At 66.6% G+C, this 24,009-nt stretch carries 28 protein-coding genes and 1 tRNA gene; 19 read left to right on the forward strand and 10 right to left on the reverse strand.

Annotated features, from left to right (window positions below):
* The first annotated feature begins 28 nt into the window (after positions 1-28).
* The gene (locus VF631_RS12070; RefSeq protein WP_431850560.1) at positions 29-2,086 is read left to right on the forward strand and encodes a M13 family metallopeptidase; all 2,058 of its coding nucleotides are present in this window, start codon (positions 29-31) and stop codon (positions 2,084-2,086) included.
* 159 nt (positions 2,087-2,245) lie between these two features.
* Positions 2,246-3,574, forward strand: a complete 1,329-nt coding sequence (locus tag VF631_RS12075) for a serine hydrolase domain-containing protein (RefSeq protein ID WP_431850561.1) — start codon at positions 2,246-2,248, stop codon at positions 3,572-3,574.
* A 42-nt stretch (positions 3,575-3,616) separates the two neighbouring features.
* Here the strand turns inward: VF631_RS12075 and VF631_RS12080 are convergent, their stop codons facing one another.
* Both VF631_RS12080 and VF631_RS12085 read right to left on the reverse strand, forming a co-directional pair.
* Complete coding sequence (locus VF631_RS12080; RefSeq protein WP_431850562.1) at positions 3,617-4,312, reverse strand: endonuclease/exonuclease/phosphatase family protein; 696 nt, start codon at positions 4,310-4,312, stop codon at positions 3,617-3,619.
* A gap of 153 nt (positions 4,313-4,465) precedes the next feature.
* Positions 4,466-4,789, reverse strand: coding sequence for an HPF/RaiA family ribosome-associated protein (locus VF631_RS12085; RefSeq protein ID WP_431850563.1), 324 nt, complete (start codon positions 4,787-4,789; stop codon positions 4,466-4,468).
* Positions 4,790-4,904: 115 nt separating this feature from the next.
* Here VF631_RS12085 and radA point away from each other — a divergent pair, with 115 nt between their 5' ends.
* From radA to VF631_RS12110, 5 genes are all read left to right on the forward strand, one after another.
* The gene (gene radA / locus VF631_RS12090) at positions 4,905-6,275 is read left to right on the forward strand and encodes a DNA repair protein RadA (protein WP_431850564.1); all 1,371 of its coding nucleotides are present in this window, start codon (positions 4,905-4,907) and stop codon (positions 6,273-6,275) included.
* Between the two features lie 170 nt (positions 6,276-6,445).
* Positions 6,446-7,000, forward strand: a complete 555-nt coding sequence (locus tag VF631_RS12095) for a CvpA family protein (RefSeq protein WP_431850565.1) — start codon at positions 6,446-6,448, stop codon at positions 6,998-7,000.
* Entirely contained in the window at positions 6,997-8,379 is a 1,383-nt protein-coding gene (gene cysS, locus VF631_RS12100; protein ID WP_431850566.1) for a cysteine--tRNA ligase, read from the forward strand. Before VF631_RS12095 ends, cysS begins: the two co-directional genes overlap by 4 nt.
* Positions 8,380-8,597: 218 nt before the next feature.
* Entirely contained in the window at positions 8,598-9,029 is a 432-nt protein-coding gene (locus VF631_RS12105) for an iron-sulfur cluster assembly scaffold protein (protein WP_431850567.1), read from the forward strand.
* The gene (locus tag VF631_RS12110) at positions 9,029-10,834 is read left to right on the forward strand and encodes a cation:proton antiporter (RefSeq protein WP_431850568.1); all 1,806 of its coding nucleotides are present in this window, start codon (positions 9,029-9,031) and stop codon (positions 10,832-10,834) included. Before VF631_RS12105 ends, VF631_RS12110 begins: the two co-directional genes overlap by 1 nt.
* A gap of 94 nt (positions 10,835-10,928) precedes the next feature.
* Here the strand turns inward: VF631_RS12110 and VF631_RS12115 are convergent, their stop codons facing one another.
* Entirely contained in the window at positions 10,929-11,504 is a 576-nt protein-coding gene (locus VF631_RS12115) for a shikimate kinase (protein ID WP_431850569.1), read from the reverse strand.
* A gap of 50 nt (positions 11,505-11,554) precedes the next feature.
* Between VF631_RS12115 and VF631_RS12120 the strand changes: the two genes are divergently transcribed.
* The 5 genes from VF631_RS12120 (at position 11,555) to VF631_RS12140 (ending at position 16,996) form a co-directional block, all read left to right on the forward strand.
* The gene (locus tag VF631_RS12120) at positions 11,555-11,731 is read left to right on the forward strand and encodes a hypothetical protein (protein WP_431850570.1); all 177 of its coding nucleotides are present in this window, start codon (positions 11,555-11,557) and stop codon (positions 11,729-11,731) included.
* On the forward strand, positions 11,715-13,544 hold the full coding sequence (locus tag VF631_RS12125) for a hypothetical protein (protein ID WP_431850571.1): 1,830 nt from the start codon (positions 11,715-11,717) through the stop codon (positions 13,542-13,544). The genes VF631_RS12120 and VF631_RS12125 overlap by 17 nt, the downstream gene beginning before the upstream one ends.
* 75 nt (positions 13,545-13,619) lie before the next feature.
* Complete coding sequence (locus VF631_RS12130; RefSeq protein WP_431850608.1) at positions 13,620-14,477, forward strand: tyrosine-type recombinase/integrase; 858 nt, start codon at positions 13,620-13,622, stop codon at positions 14,475-14,477.
* A 13-nt stretch (positions 14,478-14,490) separates the two neighbouring features.
* Positions 14,491-15,432, forward strand: a complete 942-nt coding sequence (locus VF631_RS12135; protein WP_431850572.1) for an acetyl-CoA carboxylase carboxyltransferase subunit alpha — start codon at positions 14,491-14,493, stop codon at positions 15,430-15,432.
* Between the two features lie 97 nt (positions 15,433-15,529).
* Complete coding sequence (locus tag VF631_RS12140) at positions 15,530-16,996, forward strand: M48 family metalloprotease (protein WP_431850573.1); 1,467 nt, start codon at positions 15,530-15,532, stop codon at positions 16,994-16,996.
* Positions 16,997-17,063: 67 nt separating this feature from the next.
* On the opposite strand, the gene VF631_RS12145 is transcribed toward VF631_RS12140, so the two are convergent.
* From VF631_RS12145 to VF631_RS12160, 4 genes are all read right to left on the reverse strand, one after another.
* Complete coding sequence (locus VF631_RS12145; protein ID WP_431850574.1) at positions 17,064-17,231, reverse strand: Flp family type IVb pilin; 168 nt, start codon at positions 17,229-17,231, stop codon at positions 17,064-17,066.
* 159 nt (positions 17,232-17,390) lie between these two features.
* Positions 17,391-17,561, reverse strand: coding sequence for a Flp family type IVb pilin (locus VF631_RS12150; protein WP_431850575.1), 171 nt, complete (start codon positions 17,559-17,561; stop codon positions 17,391-17,393).
* Between the two features lie 41 nt (positions 17,562-17,602).
* Positions 17,603-17,770 carry a Flp family type IVb pilin gene (locus VF631_RS12155; RefSeq protein WP_431850609.1) on the reverse strand — a complete coding sequence of 56 codons (168 nt, stop codon included), beginning with the start codon at positions 17,768-17,770 and terminating at the stop codon, positions 17,603-17,605.
* 139 nt (positions 17,771-17,909) lie between these two features.
* A complete protein-coding gene (locus VF631_RS12160) occupies positions 17,910-18,083 on the reverse strand; it encodes a Flp family type IVb pilin (RefSeq protein WP_431850576.1) in 174 nt (57 codons plus the stop codon).
* Positions 18,084-18,176: 93 nt separating this feature from the next.
* Between VF631_RS12160 and VF631_RS12165 the strand changes: the two genes are divergently transcribed.
* Positions 18,177-18,584 (forward strand): (deoxy)nucleoside triphosphate pyrophosphohydrolase, encoded by a 408-nt coding sequence (locus VF631_RS12165; RefSeq protein WP_431850577.1) that lies wholly within the window; start codon positions 18,177-18,179, stop codon positions 18,582-18,584.
* Between the two features lie 7 nt (positions 18,585-18,591).
* Here the strand turns inward: VF631_RS12165 and VF631_RS12170 are convergent, their stop codons facing one another.
* Positions 18,592-19,497: a class I SAM-dependent methyltransferase gene (locus tag VF631_RS12170; RefSeq protein WP_431850578.1), complete on the reverse strand. Its 906-nt coding sequence runs from the start codon at positions 19,495-19,497 to the stop codon at positions 18,592-18,594.
* Here VF631_RS12170 and VF631_RS12175 point away from each other — a divergent pair.
* The 5 genes from VF631_RS12175 to VF631_RS12195 all read left to right on the forward strand — a co-directional run bounded on the left by VF631_RS12175 (position 19,496) and on the right by VF631_RS12195 (position 21,941).
* Positions 19,496-20,239, forward strand: a complete 744-nt coding sequence (locus VF631_RS12175) for a double zinc ribbon domain-containing protein (protein WP_431850579.1) — start codon at positions 19,496-19,498, stop codon at positions 20,237-20,239. The genes VF631_RS12170 and VF631_RS12175 overlap by 2 nt on opposite strands.
* Before the next feature lie 51 nt (positions 20,240-20,290).
* Positions 20,291-20,548 carry a glutaredoxin 3 gene (gene grxC, locus VF631_RS12180; protein WP_431850580.1) on the forward strand — a complete coding sequence of 86 codons (258 nt, stop codon included), beginning with the start codon at positions 20,291-20,293 and terminating at the stop codon, positions 20,546-20,548.
* Complete coding sequence (locus VF631_RS12185; RefSeq protein ID WP_431850581.1) at positions 20,549-21,376, forward strand: carbon-nitrogen hydrolase family protein; 828 nt, start codon at positions 20,549-20,551, stop codon at positions 21,374-21,376.
* Complete coding sequence (locus tag VF631_RS12190) at positions 21,373-21,828, forward strand: DUF1178 family protein (RefSeq protein WP_431850582.1); 456 nt, start codon at positions 21,373-21,375, stop codon at positions 21,826-21,828. The genes VF631_RS12185 and VF631_RS12190 overlap by 4 nt, the downstream gene beginning before the upstream one ends.
* A 36-nt stretch (positions 21,829-21,864) precedes the next feature.
* A tRNA-Arg gene (locus VF631_RS12195) sits at positions 21,865-21,941 on the forward strand.
* 266 nt (positions 21,942-22,207) lie between these two features.
* Here VF631_RS12195 and VF631_RS12200 read toward each other — a convergent pair.
* The gene (locus VF631_RS12200) at positions 22,208-22,774 is read right to left on the reverse strand and encodes a hypothetical protein (protein WP_431850583.1); all 567 of its coding nucleotides are present in this window, start codon (positions 22,772-22,774) and stop codon (positions 22,208-22,210) included.
* A 165-nt stretch (positions 22,775-22,939) separates the two neighbouring features.
* Positions 22,940-23,305: a hypothetical protein gene (locus VF631_RS12205; protein ID WP_431850584.1), complete on the reverse strand. Its 366-nt coding sequence runs from the start codon at positions 23,303-23,305 to the stop codon at positions 22,940-22,942.
* 261 nt (positions 23,306-23,566) lie between these two features.
* Here VF631_RS12205 and VF631_RS12210 point away from each other — a divergent pair, with 261 nt between their 5' ends.
* Positions 23,567-23,830, forward strand: coding sequence for a hypothetical protein (locus tag VF631_RS12210; RefSeq protein WP_431850585.1), 264 nt, complete (start codon positions 23,567-23,569; stop codon positions 23,828-23,830).
* The last annotated feature ends 179 nt before the right edge of the window (positions 23,831-24,009 follow it).

Below are 24,009 nucleotides of genomic sequence, written 5' to 3' on the forward strand. Positions count from 1 at the left end.
TCTTCATACACCGGGGTGGACTCTCAACATGATCAAGCATTTGGTTCTGGCCGGCGTCGCCGCGTCCAGCATTGCCGCAGTAACCTGGCCCGCCCTCGCCGCACCCGCTGGCAAGGCCGCCGCCGCTCGATCGGGCAAGCCGATGCTGGGCAGCTGGGGCGTCGACCTGTCCGGCATGGACAAGGCCGTGAAGCCGGGCGACAGCTTCTACAAGTTCGTCAACGGCACCTGGGAACGGACCACCGAGATTCCGGCCGACAAGGCGAGCTGGGGCGGGTTCGGGGTGCTGCGCGATCTGTCCGACCAGCGCACCCGCGAGATCATCGAGACTGCCGCCAAGTCGAAGGGCGCGCCGGGCAGCAACGCCCAGAAGGTCGGCGACTATTATGCCAGCTTCATGGACGAGGCCGCGATCGAAGCGAAGGGCGCCGCCGTCCTGAAGCCGTACCAGGATAAGATCGCCGCGATCCGCACCCCCACCGATCTCGCCCGCTTCTTCGGCGAAGGCAACCGGATGGGCATCGGCTCGCCGTTCGGGGCCGCCGTCGTCCAGGATCTCAAGAACAACACGCAGTACAACGTCTATGTCGGCCAGGGCGGCATCGGCCTGCCTGACCGCGACCAGTATTTCGACGAGAAGTTCGCGGGCGTTCGCACCGCTTACCTGGCGCATATCGGCAACATGCTGAAGCTGGCCGGCTATTCGGAGCCGGAAGCCCGCGCTCAGCGTATCTTCGATCTTGAGAAGAAGATCGCGCAGGCGCACTGGACCCGCGTCCAGCAGCGCCAGATCGACAAGATCTACAATCCCATGACGCTGGCCCAGCTCGCCGCGGCTGCGCCGGGCTTCGACTTCCCGACCTACTTCCAGGCTGCCGGCCTTGGTGGTCAGGACCGCATCATCGTCACCGCGCCGAGCGCGATGACCGGGGCCGCCAAGCTGGTCGCTTCCGAGCCGATCGACACCTGGAAGGACTATCTCAACTTCCGTCTGCTCGGCGCCGCGTCGCCGCTGCTGCCCAAGGCGTTCGTGGAGGAGAATTTCGCTTTCTACGGCAAGACTCTGAGCGGCACGCCCCAGCTCAAGGAGCGCTGGAAGCGTGGCGTCGACCTCGTCGGCGGGGGCATGGGCGAGGCCGTCGGCCAGCTCTACGTCACGAAGTATTTCCCGCCCCAGGCCAAAGCGGAGATGGACGAACTCGTCCGCAACATCACCAAGGCGATGGATGCGCGGCTCGCCAAGCTCGACTGGATGACGCCCGAGACCAGGTCCAAGGCCCGCGCAAAGCTCGCCGCGTTCACGCCCAAGATCGGCTATCCCGACAAATGGCGCGACTATTCGGCGCTGAAGATCGTGCCGGGCGATGCGCTCGGCAACGCGCTACGCGCCCGCGAATTCGAGTATCAGCGCAACATCAAGAAGCTCGGCAAGCCGGTCGATCGCAGCGAATGGGCGATGTACCCCCAGACGGTGAACGCCTACGCCAATCCGCTGCTCAACGAGATCGTCTTCCCGGCCGCCATCCTGCAGGCGCCCTTTTTCGACATGAACGCGGACCCGGCCGTCAATTACGGCGCCATCGGCGCGGTGATCGGGCACGAAATCACGCACCATTTCGACGATCAGGGCTCCAAGTTCGATCCGAAGGGCAATCTGTCGGTCTGGTGGACTCCCAAGGATGTCGAGGCATTCAAGGGCATGACCGGCAAGGTCGTGCAGCAATATGCCGCATACGAGCCGCTGCCCGGTCACAAGGTCAATGGCGAGCTCACGCTCGGCGAGAATATCGCCGATCTGGCCGGTCTCACCATCGCCTATGATGCCTACAAGATGTCGCTCAAGGGCAAGCCGGATCGAGTGATCGACGGCTATACCGGCGATCAGCGCTTCTTCCTCGGCTTCGGCCAGGTGTGGCGCAACAAGTATCGCGACGAGGCGCTGAAGCAGCAGATCGCGACGGACGAGCACACGCCGGGCCATTTCCGCCCGAACGTCGTGCGCAATTTCGATCCTTGGTACGCCGCCTTCAACGTCAAGGACGGCCAGCTCTACTTGCCGCCCGAGCAGCGCATCAGGATTTGGTAGCAGCGATTTGCTTGCGAGGACGGGCCGGCGCGGTCAACCGCCGGCCCGTCTGCATATTCAGGCTTGTTGGTGCCCAGGATTTCTGATTCACCGTTGCCCAGCGAGGGCCGCATCCACAACGGCGGGACGTCGAATCCCGGCCTGCGCGGGGGAGAAGAATTGGGTAATCCGCCTCAGTCCGGGAAAGGGTCGCTGAACAAGCGGATCGTATTTGCGTCGATCATCGCGCTGCTCGCGGCCTTAGTCATTTACCTCTCGTCCAGCAGGTCCGGCGACCAGAGTTCGGCCGGGGGGCGGCCGAGCACGGAAAAGGCGGCCGCGATCGGAAATGCGGCCAAGCTGCCGAGCGTGGTCGATTACGGTCGCCTCGAGCAGCGCCTCAACCGTCTGATGGAGGAGCGCGACATGGTCGGGCTTGCCGTGGGCGTGGTGGAAGGGGGCCAGATCCGGTTCCTGAAAGGCTATGGCGAGACTTCCGAAGGAAGCGGCCAGCCGGTCAATTCCAACACGCTGTTCCGGTGGGCATCGGTCTCCAAGGGTGTCGCGGCCGACATGGTCGCCAAGCTCGCCGATCAGGGCAAGCTAGGCCTTCACGAACCGGTCGTGAAATATTCGGCGAGCCTGCGCCTGCCCGGCGGGATGGAGCACCGGGCAACGGTGGCCGACGTGCTTTCCCACCGCTTAGGCCTGTTCAGCCATGCGCAGGATTCCAAGCTGGAGGACGGCATGGACGCGCGTTACCTGCGCGCCACGCTCGCATCCCTGAACGCAATCTGCCCGCCCGGCACCTGCCATGCCTATCAGAACGTCGCCTATGACGCGTCGACCGAGGTGGTCGAACGCGTGACCGGCAAACCTTATGCCGAGGCGGTTCGCGAGCAGCTCTTCCTGCCGCTCGGGATGACCAGCGCCAGCATGAACATGGGCGCGCTGACGAGCTCGCCCAACTGGGCGCGCCCGCATGTTGGCGGCAACCCCCGGCCGGTTGAAGTCACCGACAGTTATTATCGCGTGCCCGCCGCGGGCGGGGTCAACAGCAACATCAAGGACCTTGCCATCTGGATGCAGGCGCAGATGGGAATGGAGCCGGACGTGCTCTCGCCGCGCGCGCTTGAAGCGGTGCAGACCGCGCGCGCCAGGACGCCCGGCGAGCTTGGCCGGATGCGTAAGTTCCGCGAACGGATCAACACGGCGGCCTACGGCCTTGGCTGGCGTATCTACGATTATTCGGGCCACCGCATCGTCGGACACCGCGGCGGGGTGCGCGGCTACCGATCGCTTGTCATGTTCGATCCGCAGCGCAAGAGCGGCATCGTGGCATTGTGGAATAGTTCGACAAACCAGCCGGCGGGCATCGAGTTCGAGGTGATGGACATGATCCTTGGCCTGCCGCCGCGCGATTGGATGGATCTCGACAAGATCATCGAGCGCCCGCCCGAGCCGCCTGAGGAACTGCAGAAGGCGGAACCCAACAGCACGGGCCCCTAACTTTCCCGTCGTTCGGCTTTTTGCCCGGACGACGGTCGCCGGCTACACCGCCTTCACCCGCGCCCAGATCGGCAGATGGTCGCTTGCCCGGCGTGCCGTGGCGCTGCCGTGGGTGCCGGCCTCCAGTACGTCGAGCCGTTCATTGACCATGATCCGGTCGAGCATCGCGATCGGCCGGCGCGCGTGAAAGCTGCGGCCGCACGGTGCGAAGCGATGATGGTGACCGAAGTCGCGCAGGCAGCCGCCATTCGCGCTCCATTCGTTCAGATCGCCCATCAGCACCGTCGGCGGGTGGCCGGATCGATGCTCGAGATGCGCGAGGATCGCGTGCGCCTGGCGCCGGCGCCACAGGCCCGACAGGTCGAGATGCATGCCGACAACACGCAGCTCGGCCCCGTCGAGGCGCAGGTCCGCAAGCACCGCCCCGCGCGGCTCGAGTGAGGGAAGGTGGATCAGCTCCTTGGCGAGCACTTCGACATGCTTGCGGACGAGCAGGGCGTTCCCGTGCCAGCCGAGGCTGCCCGACCGGGTGTCCAACGGGACGGGCTTGTAGTCGCTATGCTCCTCGATCAGGTGCGGCGGGATCGCGGATAGCCGCGCCCCAAATCGCCGGTCCGCCTCCTGCAACGCGATCACATCGGCGCCGAGCTCGTTCAGAACGTCGAGCGTGCGCTCCGGCCGCCGCCGGCGGTCGGTGCCGATCGCCTTGCGCATATTGTAACTGGCCACGAGGATCATCGGCGCGCGACTAGCACAGCCTCGGCCAGGTTGAAGCCCTCGCCAGATCTTCACCCTAAACTCGGTCCAGGGCCCGCCTGCTCACTCGCATTGCCGCCTTCGAAATGGATGCTGAAACACGTTCAGCATGACGGCGATAAACGTCGCTCGGGCTCAGTGCCCCTTGGCGTCGCTGAGCTTCCCGAGTTGATGGTCGAGCGCTCGCACCGCCTTCTTGGCCGCGCCGAGGATCGCGCGATCGACGCTGGAGCCATGCTCCGCGACCGCGACCGGGGGCACGCCGTTGACGCGCGCTTCCAAAGTCGCGCGCAGGTCGGCGGCGCCGCCGCGCGGCCCGTTCACGTCGGACACATGGATTTCGACATCGGTGATCCGGTTCTCGAAGCGGGCAAGCCGCTGCCGGATCTGTTCCTCCAGCCGGCCATCGCGCTCGCCGTCGCTCGCCACCTGGTTGTCGGTATGGATTTGAATGAACACACTCTCTCTCCAACAGGGGATACGCCCAGCAAGTGAATGCGGGCGGGCGAGAGCCGTTCCCTCCATCACCGGAAAGTGGTTGGCTGATGCATGCGGGCAACGCTACGCCTGGGCCATGGCGAAACCTCGCAAGCGTTACGTGTGCCAGGCGTGCGGTTCGGTCAGCAGCCGCTGGCAGGGCCAGTGCGCCGATTGCTCCGAGTGGAACAGCCTGGTCGAGGAGACTGGCGCGGCCGTCACCGCCTTCTCCGCCCGCCACGACCTGCGCTCCGGCGGCCGCGCGGTGGCGTTGGTCGGCCTCGATGCCCAGATCGAGCTGCCGCCGCGCGCCTCGACCGGCATCGCCGAGTTCGACCGCGCGCTGGGCGGCGGGCTGGTGGCGGGTTCGGCGACCCTGATCGGCGGCGATCCCGGCGTGGGCAAATCGACTTTGCTGCTGCAGGCCGCCGCTCGCATCGCCGCCCGGGGCCTGCCGGTCGCCTACATTTCGGGCGAGGAGGCGACCGACCAGGTTCGCCTTCGCGCCCGCCGGCTCGGGCTCGGCTCCGCGCCGGTCCAGCTCGCGGCGGCCACGTCGGTCCGCGACATACTAACGACTCTCGACGACGGCGTCCCGCCGGCGCTCCTCGTGATCGATTCCATCCAGACCATGCATTCGGACCTGATTGAGGGCGCGCCGGGCACGGTAAGCCAGGTCCGCGCGTCGGCCGGTGAGTTGATCCGCTTCGCCAAGGAGACCGGCACCGCGCTGGTGCTCGTCGGCCATGTCACCAAGGACGGCGCAATCGCGGGCCCGCGCGTGCTGGAGCACATGGTCGATACCGTGCTGAGCTTTGAGGGCGAGCGCAGCCACCAGTACCGCATCCTGCGCGCCGCCAAGAACCGCTTCGGCGGCACCGACGAGATCGGCGTCTTCGCAATGGTTGAAGCTGGGCTGGAAGAAGTCGCCAACCCATCCGCTCTGTTCCTGACCGCGCGCGGCGAGGCCGTGCCTGGCGCGGTCGTGTTCCCGGCGCTGGAGGGCACGCGGCCGGTTCTGGTCGAGATCCAGGCGCTCACCGTCCGGCTCGCGAGCGGGGCAACGCCGCGGCGCGCCGTGGTCGGATGGGACAGCGGCCGGCTGGCGATGATCCTGGCCGTGCTGGAGGCGCGTTGCGGGCTCAGCTTCTCGACCGCCGAAGTCTATCTCAATGTCGCGGGAGGCTATCGCATCAGCGACCCCGCGGCCGATCTCGCCGTCGCCGCCGCGCTGGTGAGCGCAATGTCGGAGCGCCCGGTCGCGGCCGAAAGCGTAGCCTTTGGCGAAGTCGCCCTGTCGGGGGAGCTTCGCCCTGTCGCGCACGGACCGCTGCGCCTCAAGGAAAGCGCCAAGCTCGGCTTCGAGCGCGCGCTGGTCCCCGCCTCACTTGGCACGGACAAGAGCGCCATGCGGCTGACCGGCTTCCGCACGCTCAGCCAGCTCGTCGAGCATCTGCTCGGTAAATAGCCCTTCTCCCTTGATGGCAGAGGGTGGCAGCCGCCGAGCATGAACTCAGAGGGTGCCACCCTTTCCAACTCCGCCTAAGCTCCTTTGTCGCTAAGGCTCCGTATCCTCTCCCATCAAGGGAGAGGGGCAAGTCTCTTTCCACATTCCTCCAACCTCACTAACTCACGCTGATGGGTTCGCTTACCGCTCTCGACGTCATCGTCCTTCTCCTCGTCGGAGGCGGGCTCGTCTTCGGCTTCATCCGCGGCTTCGCGTTCGAGGTTTTGACCCTGTTCGCCTGGGTGGCAGCGATCATCGCGCTCAGGCTGTTCCACACGCCGGTTACCGAAGCGCTCCGCGGCCCGGTCGGCGCGGGCGCGGCGGTGCTCGCCTTCGCGTTGATTTTCGGGATCGTGTTTATCGCGGGCAAGCTGCTCGCCCGGCGGATCGGAGGCGCCACCAAGCGCTCCGTCATCGGGCCGATCGACCGCATTCTCGGCGGCGGGTTCGGAGCCCTCAAAGGCCTGATCGGCGCGACCCTGCTCTATCTCGCCGCGACCCTCGTCTACGACACCTTCTACGGCCGAACCGCCCCGCGGCCGCAATGGATGGCGCAGTCGCGCACCTATCCGCTGCTCCACGCCAGCGGCGATGCCATGCTTCAGTATATCGAGGCCCGCCGCACGCGACAGCGCCAGGTCCAGGCCCAGCCCGAGCTTCAGAACGAGACGGCAAAGCCGCAGTGAGCGAGCTACGCCTGTACGACACGCTCGCGCGGGAGAAGCGCGTCTTCGTGCCCGCCGACCCGAGCCGCGTGACCATGTATGTCTGCGGCCCGACCGTCTATAATCGCGCCCATATCGGCAACGCCCGGCCGGCTGTCGTCTTCGACGTGCTCGCCCGCCTGCTGCGGCACCGCTACGGCGCGCAGAACGTGATCTACGCGCGCAACGTCACCGACGTGGACGACAAGATCATCCAGTCCGCAGCCGAGCAGGGCGTCGATCCGTCCGTCATCACCGCGCGCTACGAGACACATTACAACGAGGACATGGGCGCGCTCGGCGTCGCTCCGCCGGACATAGCGCCGCACGCGACGGAGCATGTGCCCGACATGGTCGCGATGATCGCGCGGCTGATCGAGGCCGGTCACGCCTACGAAGCGGACGGGCACGTCCTGTTCGATGTGCCTTCCGATCCCGATTACGGCGCGCTTGGCCGCCGCGATCGTGACGCGATGATCGCGGGCGCCCGCGTCGAGGTTGCGAGCTACAAGAAGGACCCGGCCGACTTCGTGCTGTGGAAGCCCTCGCCCGAAGGCACCATCGGCTGGGACTCGCCTTGGGGCCGCGGCCGTCCCGGCTGGCACATCGAATGCTCGGCCATGATCGAGCGGCACCTGGGCGAGAGCGTCGACATCCACGGCGGCGGCCTCGACCTCATCTTCCCCCACCACGAGAACGAACTCGCCCAGAGCCGCTGCGCCCACCGCGGCGCCCCGCTCGCCCGCTACTGGGTGCATAACGGGTTCCTGAGCATGGCGGGCTCCGAGAAGATGTCGAAGAGCCTCGGCAATGTGGTGACGGTGGGGGAGCTGCTGGAGCGGAACCATCGGCCGGAAGCACTCAGACTGGCCTTGCTGTCAGCGCACTATCGCCAGCCGCTCGAATGGTCTGATCAGCTCATCGCGCAGAGCAAGGCGACGTTGGATGGCCTGTATCGTGTTGTTGGTGACGCGGTATCTGAAGAGCCCCACCATGATGTGCTCGGCGCTCTCGCTGACGATCTCAATACGCCGCTCGCACTCGCGAAGCTCGGAGCAATCAAGGATGCGGCTGTCCTGAAAGCGAGCGCGTCGTTGCTGGGATTGATCCCCTGGACATCAGAAGATTGGTTCAAAGGCCGAGCAGCATCCCTGAGTTCGCACGCAAATCTCTCTTTTGTCAGTTCAGGCACCTTGCGCGTGGAGAGGGGTGAGCAGTTCATCGATGACAAGATCACCGAGCGTGCTGCAGCAAAAGCAGAACGCGATTTCGAGCGGGCAGACCGCATCCGCGCTGAGCTGGCAAGCGACGGCGTCCTGCTCGAGGACACCCCTTCAGGCACGATCTGGCGTCGCGCCTAGCCCCTCTCCCTTTGATGGGAGAGGGTTGCGTAGCCTTGGCGAGCCTCTTTGGCGAGCTTAGGCGAAGCTGGGGGAGGGTGACACGGGTGGCGGTTAGCCGCTGACGGTGTCACCCTCCTCCAACTCCGCCTAGGTTCCTTCGTCACCAAGGCTCCGTATCCTCTCCCATCAAGGGAGAGGGTCTGGAGGCGGCGTCTCGCTCACCCTATAAACCGTGCATGACCACGGCGCTCTACAATCGCGACATCCTGCGCCTGGCCGCGTCGATCCCGCATCACCGCCGGCTGGAGCGGCCGCAGGGCAGTGTCGAGAAGCGCTCGCCGACTTGCGGGAGCCGGGTGGCGATCGATGTGGTGCTGGACGGTGAGGGGCGGCTGGCGGGCCTGGGCCAGGAGGTCAGGGCCTGCGCCTTGGGACAGGCGGCCGCCTCGCTAATGGGAGCAAGCGCACTTGGCCGCAACGGGGCGGAACTGGCCGAGGCGCGCGACGCGCTCGCCGCTTTCCTCGACGGCAAGCGCGACGATCCGGGCGAATGGCCGGGCCTCGACATCTTCGGCCCTGCGCGGCCCTACAGCGCGCGGCACCCCTCGATCCTGCTCGCCTTCGAAGCAGTCGCCGAAGCCGCGGCGCTCGCCGGGGCGCGGCGCTGATGGAGGCGGAGGCCGCCCAGCACGCAACCGCGTTGCTGCTGCGCGACGGCGTCGTCATCCTCGGTGTGGCGATGGTATTCGTGACCGTGTTCCGGCGGCTCGGGCTCGGCGCCGTGCTCGGCTACCTGCTCGCGGGTGCCCTGATCGGTTCGCAGGGGCTCGGGCTGGTCGACGGCTCGCCAGCGACGATGCTGCGCATCACCGAACTCGGCATCGTCCTGCTGCTGTTCCTGGTCGGGCTCGAACTCCATCCGAACCGGCTGTGGCGGCTCAAGCACGACATCTTCGGCCTCGGCCTCTTGCAGGTGACGGTAACGGGCCTTGTCCTCACCGGACTGGTTTACGCCGTGACCGGCTTTTCCTGGCAGGCCGCGCTCGTCATCGGCCTTCCGCTCGCTTTGTCCTCGACCGCGCAGGTGCTCCCAGCGCTGCGTTCGGACGGCAGCGTCAACACGCCGGCGGGCGAGCGCGCCTTCTCGGTCCTGCTGTTCCAGGACCTGTCGATCGTTCCGCTGATCACCATTGTCGCCGCTCTTTCACGCGCGCCGCCCGACCCATCCGCGCCGCCGGGATGGCAGATGGCGATCTACACGGTGGGCGCGATAGCCGGGCTGGTGCTGGCCGGGCGGTTCCTGATCAATCCGCTGTTCCGGATCGTCGGCCGGGTCAGCGAGCGCGAGCTGTTCGTCGTCGCCGGGCTGTTCACCGTGCTGGCCAGCGCGGCGGTGATGGAGTCGCTCCATCTGTCGACCGCGCTGGGCGCGTTCATCGCCGGCGTGATGCTGGCCGACTCGCCCTACCGGCACGAGCTGGAAGTCGACATCGAGCCGTTTCGCTCGATCTTGCTCGGCCTGTTCTTCGTCGCGGTCGGCATGCTGCTCGATCTCGGCGCGATTGCCGAGCGGCCGCTGTTCGTGATCGGCATGGCCGCCGCCCTGATCGCGCTGAAGGCGAGCGTCCTGTTCGGCCTCGCCAAAGCCTTCGGCATGGAGACCCGGCGCGCGATCAAGCTCGGCCTGCTGCTCAGCCAGGGCGGCGAGTTCGGCTTCGTCCTGTTCGCCGCCGCGCAGGACGCGCTCCTGATCGAGCCGGAAGCCGCCAGCCTGTTCGCCGCGATCGTCACCGTCTCGATGGCCTCGACGCCGTTCCTGATGAAGTTCAACGACTGGTTCGACCGGCGCGCGCAGTTGCGCGGCGGCGACGGCATGGATGGCCCGGAGGCCTCCGGCGAATCCTGCGCCATCATCGTTGGCTACGGCCGCTTCGGCCAGACCGTCGCGCAGATGCTGATGGCCAAGGGCATCGCGCTCACCCTCATCGATTCGAAGCCCAGCCAGATCGAACTCAGCGGCAATTTCGGCGCCAAGGTTTATTATGGCGACGGCACCCGGCTGGACCTCCTTCGCGCAGCTGGGGCTGAAACCGCCAAGCAGATCCTGTTCTGCATCGATGGCGACGATCTCGGGCCGCGCAAGCTCGAGCCGATCCTTGAGGCCTTCCCGCACGCGCAGGTCTTCGTCCGCGCCTTTGACCGCCGCCACATGATCCGGCTCAGCGACCTCGACCTGCAATGCTCGATCCGCGAGGTGTTCGAATCCTCGGTGCTGATGGGCCGCGAGGCGCTGCTCGGGTTCAAGTTCACCAACGAGGAGGTGGACCAGGTGGAAAGTGAGTTCCGCCGCCGCGACGGCGCCCGGCTGGAGAGCCAGTCCGCGACCGGCGATCTCCACCAGCGCGAGCACCTGCTGTTCCGTCCCGACCGCTCGCTTGCGGATGACGAGCCGGCTAAGGAGGAAGCAGATTGACTCCCTCTCCCCAGCCGGGAGAGGGTCGGGGTGTGGGGGGAGCGAGCGGCAGCGAGCGTCTGACTCAGCGAGTCTCCTCCGACTCAGAACCCCCTCACCCAACCCTCTCCCCGCCGGGGAGAGGGCTATTTTGTTGTCGGGACCACTCCGCCAGCGCCGCCAGGATCTGGTCCACCGCCCTTTCGTGAGGAGCCGGCAGGCTGCGGACGTGGACATGAGCCTCGGCGTAGATCGGGGCCCGCTTGTCGGCGAGGTCGCGCAGGACGGGCAGCGGCTCGCGGTCCTTGAGCAAGGGTCGCGTATTGCGGCGCGACACGCGTTCGGCGAGCGTGTCGAGATCGGCGTCGAGCCAGACCGCCACGCAGCGCTCCAAGATCAGCGCCCGTGTCGCATCGTTCACGAAAGCGCCGCCGCCGGTCGCGATCACCTTGGGTGCGCCGCGGATCAGGCGTGCGATGACGCGGCGTTCCCCGTCGCGAAAGCTCTCCTCGCCGAAGCGGGCGAAGATTTCGGAAATGCTGTGGTCGGCGACGCGCTCAATCTCCTCGTCCGAATCGAGGAAGCCGAGCCCGAGCCGCCTGGCGAGCCGCCGCCCGACGGTGGTCTTGCCCGCCCCCATCAGACCGACGAGCACGATCGATCGGTCGGGGAGGAAGGGCGGTTCGTTCATCGAGGCTGGGGCTATACAGAGTGCGGCCTGATGGGGCAAAAGCCCGCGCCATGCGTAACAACCGATCCGCCTTCGCGCCGACGCGGCGCCGCCGCTCGCCGCTTCCAGCCCTGCTCCTGATCCTGCTTGTCGGGTTGATCGGCGGCCTGATCTACCTTTCCACCGTGGACACCGAAGTCCCGACCCAGCGGATCGAGCAGGACGTGACCAATGCGGTGGCGGGCTAAGCTCCTCCTGCTCGGCTCGGCGGCCGCTCTGGCGGCGGCCCTCCCGGCCCTCAGCCAGGTGACCGAGCCGGTGCTTCCGCCGGGTTTCGGCGATCCGGAGCCTGCCGAGCAGGCGCCACCTGAAGAAGCGCCGGTGACCGAGCCTGCGCCGGTCGCGGGCGAGGAGCCGCCACCTCCGCCCAGGCCGGGAACGCGATCGACGGGCGGCGAGAGCCTGATCCAGGAGACTTCGCCCGACGATCTGGCCGCGATCGAGGCGCTGACGCCGCCGCCGCCACCGATCGAGATTCCGGACGAGGCGCGGCGTCCGATCGATTTCGTCGGCGTGCTCGACGAGAGCGCGGGTGGGCTCGGCGCGGACGCGTTCGGCGCCGCCGACGGGCGCTTCCTGTCGACGTTGATGCGCCGCCTGGACGCACCGATCGCCTCGCGCTGGCAATCGATGCTGCTGCGCCGCGCTCTACTGACGCGGGTGCCCGCGCCGGTCGGCGTCCACCCCGTGGATTGGGTGGCCGAGCGCGCCTGGCTGCTGCTGCGCATGGGCGAGGCCGATGCGGCGCGGATGCTGGTCCAGTCGATCGACGTCGACCAGTTCACGCCCAAGATGTTCGCCATCGCCGTCCAGTCCGCGCTCGCGACCGCAGATCCCGCCGGCTTGTGCCCGCTGGTCGGGCCCGGGCGCGAAACATCGGACGAGCCGGTCTGGCCGCTCGCGGAAGCGATGTGCGCCAGTCTTTCGGGCGAGCCGGGCAAGGCAAGCTCCCTCATCGATCAGGCGCGCCGCCGCAGCCGCGCGGATCCGATCGATCTCGACCTCGCCGAAAAGGTGATCGGCGCCGGCGCCAATACTCGCCGCGCGGTCACGATCGAATGGGACGATGTCGATCAGATCAACAGCTGGCGCTTCGGGCTGGCCGCGGCGACCGGTCTGGAGATTCCGGCCGGGCTGATGAGCCGCGCGGGCTCCCATGTGCTGGCCTGGCAGGCCCGCGCGCCGATGCTACCGCTCGAGCAGCGCCTTTCCGCCATCCAGGCGGCGGCGTCGCTCGGCGTGTTCGGAAGCGCATCCCTGGTCGACATCTACAGCCAGATCGCTGACGAGACCGACCCATCCGAGATCAACGAATCCGTCGGCGGCCGTCTGCGCACGGCCTATGCCGCCCGTAAGGTCGATCAGCGGATGCGGGCGCTGCGTTCGCTCTGGGGCGAGCCGGGGAACGATCCGGTCGCCCGACATGCCCGCCTGATCCTCACGGCCACCGCCGCGACCGCATTGCCCGCTATCCCGGAACTCGCCCCCGACGCTCCGCGCCTGATCGCCTCGATGCTCAGCGCCGGCTATGACGCGCAGGCGGCCGAATGGTCGGAGGTCGTTGGCAACATGGAAGGGGAGGATGCCGGCCGCGCCTGGGCAATGCTTGCGCTCGCCTCGCCCCGCCCGGCCGTCGAGATCAGCGCCGGTCGGATCGGCACCTTTCAGGATAGCGACGACACGCCGGAGGACCATGCGACCAAGCTGCTGATCGCAGCGCTGGCAGGGCTGGGTCGGATCGATGCCGATACCGCCACCGATCTCGCCGAGGATCATGGCATCCGGCTCGGTGCCGAGAACCGGTGGACCCGTCTGCTCGCCCGCGCCGCCGAGCGCGGCCAGAACGGCACGGTGGCCCTGCTCGCTGGGGCAGGCATGCAGACCGGCGCCTGGCGCGGCGTTCCTCCCGAGCACCTCTATCACATCACTCGTGCGCTGAGCCGGGTAGGCATGGAATATGAGGCGCGGATGATCGCGGCCGAGGCGATCGCGCGCCTATGACAGCCCGTCTGTGACAGCCCGTCTGTGAGCATCGCGGCGGGGGAAGACCGCCAGCTCATCGCCGCGTTCCTGGAGATGATGGCGGCCGAAGCGGGGGCTGCCCGCAATACCCTGCTCGCCTATGAGCGGGACCTGCGCGGCGCCTCCGAGTTGCTCGGCGGTGCGCTTGCAGTCGCCACCGAGGAGCAGCTCGGGCGGCTTGGCGAGGCCTGGCGGGAGCTGAAGCGCACCAGCGTCACCCGCAAGGCGGCCGCGCTACGGCGCTTCTTTGCCTTCCTCCAGGACGAGGCCCTGCGCGAGGACGATCCCTCCGGCGCGCTGCCACGCCCGGCCAGCGAGCGCCCGCTTCCGAAGATCCTTGACCATCGGGCCGTGGATCTGCTGTTCGCGGAGGCCGAGCGCCGCAAGTCGGAGGAGGGCGGCTCCGCCTCGATCCGCATGGCCGCCTTGCTGGAGCTGCTCTACGGCTCCGGGCTGCGTGCGACCGAGCTTGTATCGATACCGCGCCACGCGATCGCGCCCGGCCGACCGTTCGTGATCCTGCGCGGCAAGGGCGACAAGGAGCGGCTCGTCCCGATCTCCGATCGCGCCCATGCCGCCGTTGCGGAATGGGCGACGCTCGTACCGCGCGACAGCCTCTGGCTGTTTCCTTCCGGCAAGAAGCATCTCAGCCGCGTGCGCCTTCATCAGCTCATCAAGGAATTGGCCGCCGCCGCCGGCATCCCGCCGGATCGGATCAGCCCGCACGTGCTGCGTCATGCATTCGCGACGCATCTGTTGGAAGGTGGCGCCGACCTTCGTGCGCTGCAGATGCTGCTCGGCCATGCCGACATCGCCACCACCCAAATCTATACCCATGTCGACTCGCGCCGGCTGGTGGAGCTGGTGAACAGCCGCCACCCGCTCGTTGACGTGGCGCGGCCCGGCTCCTAACCCCCGGCTCCGCATGCCCACCTTCCTGGATTTCGAAAAGCCGCTCGCCGAGATGGCGGCGCGCGTCGCCGAACTGCGCGAGACCGCGCAGGCCGGCTCCATCAACATCGATTCCGAGATCGACAAGCTCCAGGCCAAGGCCGACCGGATGCTGCGGGACACCTATGCGCGGCTGACGCCCTGGCAGAAGACGCAGGTCGCCCGTCATCCGGAGCGGCCGCACTTCAAGGACTATGTCGCCGGGCTGATCGAGGATTTCGTGCCCTTGGCGGGCGACCGCAACTTCGCCGAGGATCAGGCAATCGTCGGCGGGCTCGGGCGGCTTGCCGGGCGCAAGGTGATGCTGATCGGGCACGAGAAAGGCGACGATACCGCTACCCGCCTCAAGCACAATTTCGGCATGGCCAAGCCGGAAGGCTATCGCAAGGCGATCCGCCTGATGCAGCTTGCCGAGCGGTTCGGCATCCCGGTGGTGACGCTGGTCGATACACCCGGCGCCTTTCCCGGCGTGCAGGCGGAGGAGCGCGGCCAGGCCGAGGCCATCGCTCGATCCACCGAGCAATGCCTGGCGCTCACCGTGCCGCTGATCGCCGCGGTCGTGGGGGAGGGCGGCTCGGGCGGCGCGATCGCGCTCGCCGCGGCCAACCGCGTGCTGATGCTCGAGCACAGCGTCTATGCCGTCATTTCGCCGGAGGGCTGCGCCTCGATCCTGTGGCGCACCGCGGAAAAGGCAGCGGACGCCGCGGAGGCGATGCGGATCACGGCGGCGGATCTCAAGCAATTGGGCGTGGTCGATCGGATCGTAACCGAGCCGGTCGGCGGCGCGCACCGAAGCCCGGATGAGGCTGTCAAGGCGCTGGGCGAGGCGGTTGGGCAAGAGTTGCAAGCTCTGGCCGGCAAGACCGGCGCGGAAATCCGGGCGGAGCGGCGGACCAAATTCCTGACGATTGGCTGACGCAGCCGCTCAGTCAGCGGCAAGGAACCGGCTCCTAGATGCTCGGTTGATGCGCAGAACGACATGCGCGTTCCGGTGTAACCAGGAGTATCCACCCATGAAGAGACATGCGCTGCTGGCGTTGTCCGCCTCGCTCGCCGCTCTCGGCCTTGCCTCGCAGGGTCTGGCGCAAAAGGCGCCGCGCCCGCTTTCGCAAAGCTCCGCCCGCCAGGCGGCGCAGCAGCATCCGCAGATCGTCGCCGAGTTCGGAGGCGAGGAAACCGGCGCTCGCGCGGCGTACGTCGCCTCCGTCGGGCGCAAGGTCGCCGTCAACGCCGCCGTTCAGGGGCAGGGGAGCGCCTTTCGCTTCACCGTGCTCAACTCGCCGGTCAACAACGCCTTCGCGGTGCCTGGCGGGCACATCTACATCACTCGCCAGCTGCTCGGCTTAATGAATGACGAGGCGGAACTGGCGCTCGTGCTCGGCCACGAGGTCGGCCATATCGATGCGCGCCATAGCCGGGAGCGGAGCCGGGGGACCATTCTGAGCTCCGTGCTGGCGGGGCTCGCCGGCATCGTTACGGGCTCCAGCCAGATCGCGCAGGCGGCCGGCCAGATCGGCCAAACCTATCTGCTCAGCTTCTCGCGCAATCAGGAATATGAAGCGGATGATTTCGGCATCCGCTACATTTCGCGCTCCGGCTACGATCCGAATGCGGCGGCTTCGATCTTTTCCTCGCTCGGCGCTGCGACCAACCTCGAGTCGCGCGCCGCCGGGCGTTCTGACGAGCGTTCCACGCCCAGCTGGGCGCGCACCCACCCCTTGAGCGAGGACCGTGTCCGCCGCGCCACCGCGCAGGCGCAGCGGACCGGTCTTGCCGGCCGGGGCTCCCGCAATCGCGACCAGTTCCTCGCCCAGATCGACGGCCTTCTGGTCGGCGACGATCCTCGCCAGGGCGTGATCGAGGGGCGCGACTTCCTCCATCCCGACCTGCGGCTCGCCTTCACCGCCCCTCAGGGCTACGGCATGCAGAATGGCAGCCGGGCGGTCTCGATCGTCGGCCCGAACGGCCAGGCGCAATTCTCGACCGGCCAGTTCAGCGGCAACCTCTCCAGCTATATCCTGCAAGTCTATCAAGGCCTGGTCGGCCAGCAGGCGGGCCAGCTACAGATCCCGCAGCCGCGCGCCACAAACGTGAACGGCATCCCGGCCGCCTACACGACGACTCGGGTCGCGGCGCAGCAGGGACAGCTCGACGTCAGCGTTTTCGCCTATCAATGGGACGCCGACACAGCCTACCATTTCGTCATCATCACGCAGGCCGGCACGGGCATCGGCGCGTTCGCCCCGATGGTCGGCTCGGTCCGGCGGCTCGGAACGGCGGAGGCGCAGGCGATCCGGCCGCGCGTGATCGATGTGGTCACGGTGAGGCCGGGAGATACGGTGCAGAGCCTGGCCGGCCGCATGGCCTATCAGGATCTGCGGCTCGAGCGCTTTTTGACCCTCAACGCGCTGACTGCGAACACCCAGCTCCGGCCCGGCGACAAGGTCAAGCTCGTCGTCTTCGGCACGCGGCAGGGTTGAAACGAAACGGGCGGCGGAACATCGTTCCGCCGCCCGCTTGGATAACGACTGGTCGATCGAGCGCCGATCAGCCCTTCGACATCTGGTTGGACACATTGTTGAACGTGTTGCCCAGCTGGTTCCCAAGGCCCGACATGGCGGTAATTGCGGCGATGGCGATCAGAGCGGCGATGAGGCCGTACTCGATTGCGGTGGCGCCCTTGTCGTCCTTGATGAGCTTGCGAATGTGAAGCATCTTGTACCTCCAGATCGTTGGGCCGTTTGGCCTTCTTTTTCCGCTCTGGTCGAGGCGGAAGAATTTCTTCTAGCTGCCAGTGGTTTCCAAAACGTAAAAACGAAACCGGGCGGCGAATTGCTTCGCCGCCCGGTCCGATCAATCCAGATGAGGAGGGGCTTAGCCCTTCTTCATGTGGTTCGAGACGTTGTTGAAGGTGTTGCCCAGCTGATTGCCCAGGCCCGACATGGCGGTGATGGCGGCGACGGCGATAAGCGCGGCGATCAGGCCGTATTCGATCGCGGTGGCGCCCTTGTCGTCGTTCTTGATGAGCTTGATGAACTTGAACATTGGAAACTCTCCTGTTGGAAGATTGAGAACGAGAAAGGCTATCAGCCCTTCTTCATCTGGTTCGAGACGTTGTTGAAGGTGTTGCCCAGCTGGTTGCCCAGGCCGGACATGGCGGTGATGGCGGCAACGGCGATGAGAGCGGCGATCAGGCCGTATTCAATCGCGGTGGCGCCCTTCTCATCTCTGTTGATGAACTTGACGAATTTGATCACGTTCCGGTCTCCTGTTCCAAAGCTTTGGAAGTCCACACTTCCATTGCCCCCTCTGCTGCTGATGAGGCGGACCCTGGCCACACTAAAAGGTAAAAGTTGCCAAGGAGTTTACTCCGCCGAGTAAATTGATGCGCTCTCAAGTATTGGCGCGAACTTCGTTGGATACATTGTTCCACATACTAGTAGTCGTAGAAGCGAAGTTGTTGAGAGCGGCGACCATGGATATTACAACAAGTGCGGCGATCAGTGCGTACTCTACCGCAGTCGCGCCTTGGTCGTCTTGCACTAGCCTCCGGATAAGGCACAGCATCGGCTTGCTCTCCTTGGCGGGGACTTACAGCGACCCCGATACGCATCAAATTACGGGGCTGTCGTAAACGAACTGCTAAAATGGAGCTGTGGGTTGGAAAAAAATCCGACGTTGATCGTGGTCGCTGCCGCCCTTGTGGATGCTGAGGGCCGAGTGCTGCTGCAGCAGCGATCGGCCGGGCGGCAGCTGGCGGGGCTGTGGGAGTTTCCGGGCGGCAAGGTCGAGCCTGGCGAGAAGCCGGAGGCGGCCCTGATCCGCGAGCTTCGCGAGGAACTGGGGATCGAAACGGAGGAAGCCTGCATCGCGCCCGCCACCTTCGCCAGCGCGCCGCTGGACGGGCGTCACTTGCTCCTGCTCCTTTATATCTGCCGCAAATGGAAAGGGAATCCGGAGCCGCTCGACGCGGCGGCGCTGAGATGGGTGCGCCCGAACCAGATGTTCGGCCTGCCCATGCCACCTGCGGATATCCCGCTCATCGGCCTGCTCGACGCGCTGATCTGAGGCCGGATCAGGCTGGCGGCTTGGGCCGGAGCGCGTCCGCCAGCGATGCGGTCGCGCTGCCCCGGCGCGCCGCCCTTGGCTGGTCCGGAGCGGGCGCCCAGCCGGACAGATGGATGATGTCAAATCTTTCGACGGTCTTACCGTCCGGATCGGCAGCGGACGCGAATTCCGCCAGCGCCGCCGCATAGCCCAGCCGGCTGAGCGGCGCGCGGTGCTGGCCCGCCAACATGTTCGTCGCTCCCATCGCCCGCAGGTCTGAGAGGAGGCTGCTGAGGCCGGAATAGCGGATATCGAGTGGCTCCACGTCCGCCACCGGCAGCGCGAAACCGGCGCGCGTCAGCAGGTCCCCGGCCGCACGCACGTCGATCTGGGGATGGATACGCGGCGCGGCTCCGCCCTGCGCCTCGTCGGCGGCGAGCATCGCGGCGCGAAGCCGTGGCAGGCTGCCCGCGCCCGCGAAGGCCGCGAGGAACAGCCCGTCCGGCCTCAGCGTCCGCCGCATCAGGGTCAGCGCGCCCGGCAGATCGTTGACGCTGTCAAGCAGGCCGACGCAGACGACCAGATCGAAGCTGCGATCCGCGAACGGCAGCCGGTCCTCGTCGCACTGGACGCCCTCCCGCGCGCGCGCGAACAGGAAGCCAGGGTCGGCCGTCGCCACCGCCAGACCCCTTGCGGACAGCGCGTCGGACAGCGAGCGATCCGGGCAGCCGAGCACCAGTGCGTCCGCGAAGGGCCGCGTCACGAAGTCCAGCCGATGGAGCAGTTCCTCCGTCGCGTGCCGGTGCAGATAATCCGCCTGCGCGAAGCGCGGAGCCGCCCGGTCGCGGCGGATTCGGCGGAGCCGGCGGTCGAAGGGCGTGTCCATCCGCTCGGGCTTGTGCCGCCGTGCCGAGTGACGGACAAGGGCGGTCATGCAGATGCTCGCAAGCGCCGTGCGGCTCGCCGGCCGGACCACGGTCGATTTCGCGCTGCCGCCGCGCTGCCCGGGCTGTGGCCTGATCGTCAAGGACCAGCATCGCTTCTGCCTGCAATGCTGGCAGGCGCTGCAATTTCTCGGCGAGCCATGTTGCGCGCGCTGCGCCTTGCCGTTCGAATTCGATGCCGGCGAAGGGGCCGAGTGCGGTGCCTGCATCGCCGATCCGCCCCGCTTCGATCAGCTCCGCGCCGCCGTGGCTTATGGCGAAATCGCCCGGGCGGTCGCGCTGAAGCTCAAATATGCCGGCCGCCCCGGCGTCGCCGAAACCATGGCTCAGCTGATGAGCCGCCATCTCGACCGCGGCGATCCGGACGTCATCCTGGTACCGGTTCCGCTCCATCGCTGGCGCATCTGGAAGCGCGGCTACAACCAGTCGGCGCTGATCGCCTCCGCGCCGTCGCGGCGCACTGGCCTCCGCGCCGCACTCGCGCTGATCGAGCGGATCAAGGCGACCCCGCCGCTAAAGGGTCTCGGCCGGCGCGAGCGGGCCGATGCGGTGCGCGGCGCCTTCCGCCTGAGCGCCCCATCCGCAGAGCTCGCCAAAGATCGCACCATCATCCTGGTCGACGACGTCTTCACCAGCGGCGCTACAGCCAACGCGTGCGCCCAGGTGCTGAAGCGCAACGGCGCCGCCAGGGTGCACATCATCTGCTGGGCGCGAGTGATCGGGGAACATTGACAAAGCACGGACCGACCCGCAGTCCGGCCGCCGCATCGGAGCGAAGAAGAGATGGCCCGCGTCGAAATCTACAGCAAATTCTTTTGTCCCTATTGCGCCCGCGCCAAGCGGCTGCTGAGCGAGAAGGGCGTCTCCTTCGATGAATATGAGATCACCGGCGACTACGAGAAGCGCCAGGAGATGATCGGGCGCGCCAACGGACGCACCACCGTTCCCCAGATCTTCATCGAGGGTCGCCACATCGGCGGCTCGGACGATTTGGCCGAACTCGAGCGTAGCGGCCGGCTCGATCCCCTGCTCGCCGGCTAGATGCGGGTCGCCGTCTACCAAGCCCGCACCGGCATCGATCCGGAGGCCAACGCCCGCGACCTGACCGACGCGGTGCGCAAAGCGGCGGGAGGCGGCGCCGCGATGCTGTTCACGCCGGAGATGAGCGGCCTGCTCGACCGCGACCGCGGGCGTGCTTCCCGGAACTTGTGCAGCGAGGCAGACGATCCGGTGCTTGCCGCCATCCGGGAGGCGGCGAAGCAGGCGGGCATCTGGGTCCATCTCGGCTCGCTTGCGCTGGCCGGCGAGCGCGGCGACGGCAGGCTCGTCAATCGCGGCTTTGTGGTCGACGATGCCGGTGCGATCCGCGCGCGCTACGACAAGATCCACCTGTTCGACGTCGACCTGCCTACCGGGGAGAGCTGGCGCGAATCGGCCGCTTACGCGCCCGGCGAACGCCCCGCGCTGGCCGACACCCCGGCGGGCATGCTCGGACTCTCCGTCTGCTACGATTTGCGCTTCCCCGACCTTTACCGCACGCTGACCGACGCCGGCGCCGCGCTTCTCGCCATTCCGGCCGCCTTCACCGTCCCGACCGGCGAGGCGCACTGGCACATCCTGCTCCGCGCCCGCGCGATCGAGGCCGGCGTGTTCGTCGTCGCAGCCGCCCAGTCGGGCCGCCATGAGGACGGGCGTGAGACTTACGGCCACTCGCTGGTCGTCGACCCCTGGGGCCGCGTGCTCCTCGACATGGGCGGGGAAGTCGGTGTCGCGTTCGCCGAGCTCGACCTTGCCCAGGTGGACGAGGTGCGCAGCCGCTTGCCCGCGATCCGCCACCGCCGCCCGATCCCCGCCCCGATCCTCTCATGATCGTCTTCGACCTGAGGTGCGCCGCGGGCGGACACGTCTTCGAAGCCTGGTTCGGCTCGACCGGAGATTACGAAACCCAGCGCGGGCGCGGGCTGGTCCAGTGCCCGTTGTGCGGCGATCCGGAAGTGGAAAAAGCAGTGATGGCGCCCCGCCTCGGCGCCAAGGGGAACCAGATCGCGCTGCGTGACCAATCGAGCGCGGTCACGTCCGATCTCGACGCCGCCAAGCGGATGATGGCGGCGATGGCGGCCGCCCAGCGCGAGTTGCTGGCGTGCTCCGAACATGTTGGCGCTCGCTTCGCCGACGAAGCCCGCGCGATCCATCTCGGCGAGGCGCAGGCGCGCTCGATCCACGGCCGGGCGACGCGTGAGCAGACCGAAAGCCTGCTCGACGACGGCATACCGGTCGCGCCCCTGCCGTTTCCGGTGGTCGAGCCCAGCCAGGAGAATTGACCGCCACGGCCCCCACGCCTAATTCTGGCCTCGGCTGGCCCCGTAGCTCAGCAGGATAGAGCATCAGATTCCTAATCTGAGGGCCACTGGTTCGAATCCAGTCGGGGTCACCACGGTTTTCCGCCGATTCTGCTGAACGGCGCTTTGGGCGCGTTCCGCCGTAGCCATCACATAGCAAGCGCGGGGAGAGGTTTCGACGCATTGTGGTCCGCCCTGAGTCTCTGGCCACGGGAATAGAAAGGCCCGAGGACAATATGGACAAAAGGGACGATAGCTTGCCCGCTGAATTTGCAAGAAAGCGGCGCACCGGCTTGCGGAGGGACTCCAGCGCCACTCACAGCCCTGTGAGGACTTGCACTGTTCGCCAGCACATAGCGGGCTAGGGTAGCTCCACGCCGAGCGCATTTCGGATGGCGGCGGCACAAGGAGGCGAGCGGTAGTCAGCCGCGGCACCACTTCCGGCGCAAGTCACTCGCACGAGATCCCCGCCCTGTAGACCGAAGACCGAAACGAGCCCCTCCTCGCCAGCAGTGCCGAGCCGGATCACTCCTATTCGCTTTTCACCCACGGCGACTATGTTTGCCGAGCTCTCTGCAACCATCTGGGCCTCTGCCGGCAGGTTGGCCCGAAGCCTTTCGACCAGATGATCTCTGAGCTCCGCAGCGTACACGGGGGTAATGTCGGCTTCAGTTATCCCGTCCGCCGGCTGACGTACCACCATCGGCTCAATCGGCTCTTCCAGAATGCCGCTCGCCGACAAAGTTCTGCTGAGAGAGCCACTCACGCCAATCACGGCCAGGATTACTCCGATCACGATTGGTGTTTTCGGAAGCTTAGCGTGACCACCCCTGCGTTGCATCCATCGTGCAACCGCATAAGCGATACCTATGCATAGAACTCCCCCGGCTATGTTGCCGACCATTCTGGCAAGTAGTTCGCCTGACACCTACCCCTCCCGCAGCTGGTGCGAGCCCCGATACCTTATCAAGGCAACTATACCGCCCGACTCCACTTACATTGAGGCAATCCGATCATAGTGACTCCGAATGGCCGGTTCTGCAACGCAACTATGTTGGCCTTCACGAGCTGAGAGAAACAACCATACAAGCCGTTAGTTAGGCTGGAGCACGGCGCCCGGTGGTAGCGGCGGAAGGGTTTGTGGAGGCCGTGGAGCCGATCCCTCGTCACCGTCGCCTAACAGCTCTTCCCGCGCCGCCTTACGTGCCCTGTTCACAATGGCTTTGATCTCTTTCGCCTGCTGACGCTTGTCGAGCGTCTTCCACTCAGGATCGGCCACGGCAGCAGCCACATCCTCCCGCTTGTAGCGTCCGGCAGTCTGCTCGTAGCGGGTGTATTCCGGGTGCGTCAGTTCGCGCTCACCGCCCATCCCGTCTGATAGCGTGCGCTTGAGCTTCCCAATCCCGACGCCGGCAGAAAGCAGGGCGTCCCCGACCGGATCGTCCTCGTCGGCTCGCATGTATAACGGCGACAGGAAGTTAGGTCCGCAGAACCGGCGTTGCGCCACGCATTCTCAGAGTGACAGGGGATCGCAAACGTGTCCTCCGGTTCAGTCGCGAAGCTTCTTTGATCGCGTCAACATCGTCCAAGTTGATCGGCATTCGGGCCTCCAGGCAGTAGGAGGCGCTCCAACTAGAGCAGCGAATTAGCCAAGCCAGATGAGCTTCATCGGCACGAACGGGCTTGCCGACGTACTGCTGTGTTCCGTATCTGTTCCGGCATGGACGGGCGAATCAAGGTGAACGAGCAGAAGCTCGCGGCGGCCATCGCGGGCTGGCTCAGGCACATCCCAAAGAAGGTTTGGGAACAGTTCATCGAGCACAAGATACTGCAGCACTACAAGCGATCGAGCTTGCAGGCTGAAACGCTTGAAGGGCAGATCGCCAAGCACGTCGCTTCCGAGATGACCCGCCTAGATTGGGAAGTAACACATCCGGAGGGGAAGCACGCCGGCTCGCCTCCAGCGTGGCGCGCAGAAAACTAGGCGGGCTTCTATCCCGAGCTCAATGGCCCGGTGGACGGCTCAACCTTCACCGGCGGCGAAGCAATGCACAGAAAGCATTGCACGGGCGGCGGGACTCCAAACCTGGGCAGGCGGGTGGCCACCGCCAGCCGCGACCCGCCAGGGTTAACTCTGGCTTAGGGTTACCGAGGTAATAAGCT

Source organism: Allosphingosinicella sp. (assembly GCF_036387615.1).
Taxonomy (GTDB): Bacteria; Pseudomonadota; Alphaproteobacteria; order Sphingomonadales; family Sphingomonadaceae; genus Allosphingosinicella.

Bases quoted from the DNA above. Each gene is read 5' to 3' on its own strand.
- VF631_RS12210 (WP_431850585.1), top strand. From the start codon at position 23,567: ATGGACGGGCGAATCAAGGTGAACGAGCAGAAGCTCGCGGCGGCCATC.
- VF631_RS12185 (WP_431850581.1), top strand. From the start codon at position 20,549: ATGCGGGTCGCCGTCTACCAAGCCCGCACCGGCATCGATCCGGAGGCC.
- VF631_RS12140 (WP_431850573.1), top strand. From the start codon at position 15,530: ATGAAGAGACATGCGCTGCTGGCGTTGTCCGCCTCGCTCGCCGCTCTC.
- VF631_RS12150 (WP_431850575.1), bottom strand. From the start codon at position 17,561: ATGTTCAAGTTCATCAAGCTCATCAAGAACGACGACAAGGGCGCCACC.
- VF631_RS12170 (WP_431850578.1), bottom strand. From the start codon at position 19,497: ATGACCGCCCTTGTCCGTCACTCGGCACGGCGGCACAAGCCCGAGCGG.
- VF631_RS12160 (WP_431850576.1), bottom strand. From the start codon at position 18,083: ATGCTGTGCCTTATCCGGAGGCTAGTGCAAGACGACCAAGGCGCGACT.
- VF631_RS12145 (WP_431850574.1), bottom strand. From the start codon at position 17,231: ATGCTTCACATTCGCAAGCTCATCAAGGACGACAAGGGCGCCACCGCA.
- grxC (WP_431850580.1), top strand. From the start codon at position 20,291: ATGGCCCGCGTCGAAATCTACAGCAAATTCTTTTGTCCCTATTGCGCC.
- VF631_RS12135 (WP_431850572.1), top strand. From the start codon at position 14,491: ATGCCCACCTTCCTGGATTTCGAAAAGCCGCTCGCCGAGATGGCGGCG.
- radA (WP_431850564.1), top strand. From the start codon at position 4,905: ATGGCGAAACCTCGCAAGCGTTACGTGTGCCAGGCGTGCGGTTCGGTC.
- VF631_RS12120 (WP_431850570.1), top strand. From the start codon at position 11,555: ATGCGTAACAACCGATCCGCCTTCGCGCCGACGCGGCGCCGCCGCTCG.
- VF631_RS12175 (WP_431850579.1), top strand. From the start codon at position 19,496: ATGCAGATGCTCGCAAGCGCCGTGCGGCTCGCCGGCCGGACCACGGTC.
- VF631_RS12105 (WP_431850567.1), top strand. From the start codon at position 8,598: ATGACCACGGCGCTCTACAATCGCGACATCCTGCGCCTGGCCGCGTCG.
- VF631_RS12095 (WP_431850565.1), top strand. From the start codon at position 6,446: ATGGGTTCGCTTACCGCTCTCGACGTCATCGTCCTTCTCCTCGTCGGA.
- VF631_RS12080 (WP_431850562.1), bottom strand. From the start codon at position 4,312: ATGATCCTCGTGGCCAGTTACAATATGCGCAAGGCGATCGGCACCGAC.
- VF631_RS12110 (WP_431850568.1), top strand. From the start codon at position 9,029: ATGGAGGCGGAGGCCGCCCAGCACGCAACCGCGTTGCTGCTGCGCGAC.
- VF631_RS12130 (WP_431850608.1), top strand. From the start codon at position 13,620: ATGATGGCGGCCGAAGCGGGGGCTGCCCGCAATACCCTGCTCGCCTAT.
- VF631_RS12115 (WP_431850569.1), bottom strand. From the start codon at position 11,504: ATGAACGAACCGCCCTTCCTCCCCGACCGATCGATCGTGCTCGTCGGT.
- VF631_RS12190 (WP_431850582.1), top strand. From the start codon at position 21,373: ATGATCGTCTTCGACCTGAGGTGCGCCGCGGGCGGACACGTCTTCGAA.
- VF631_RS12125 (WP_431850571.1), top strand. From the start codon at position 11,715: ATGCGGTGGCGGGCTAAGCTCCTCCTGCTCGGCTCGGCGGCCGCTCTG.
- VF631_RS12205 (WP_431850584.1), bottom strand. From the start codon at position 23,305: ATGCGAGCCGACGAGGACGATCCGGTCGGGGACGCCCTGCTTTCTGCC.
- VF631_RS12070 (WP_431850560.1), top strand. From the start codon at position 29: ATGATCAAGCATTTGGTTCTGGCCGGCGTCGCCGCGTCCAGCATTGCC.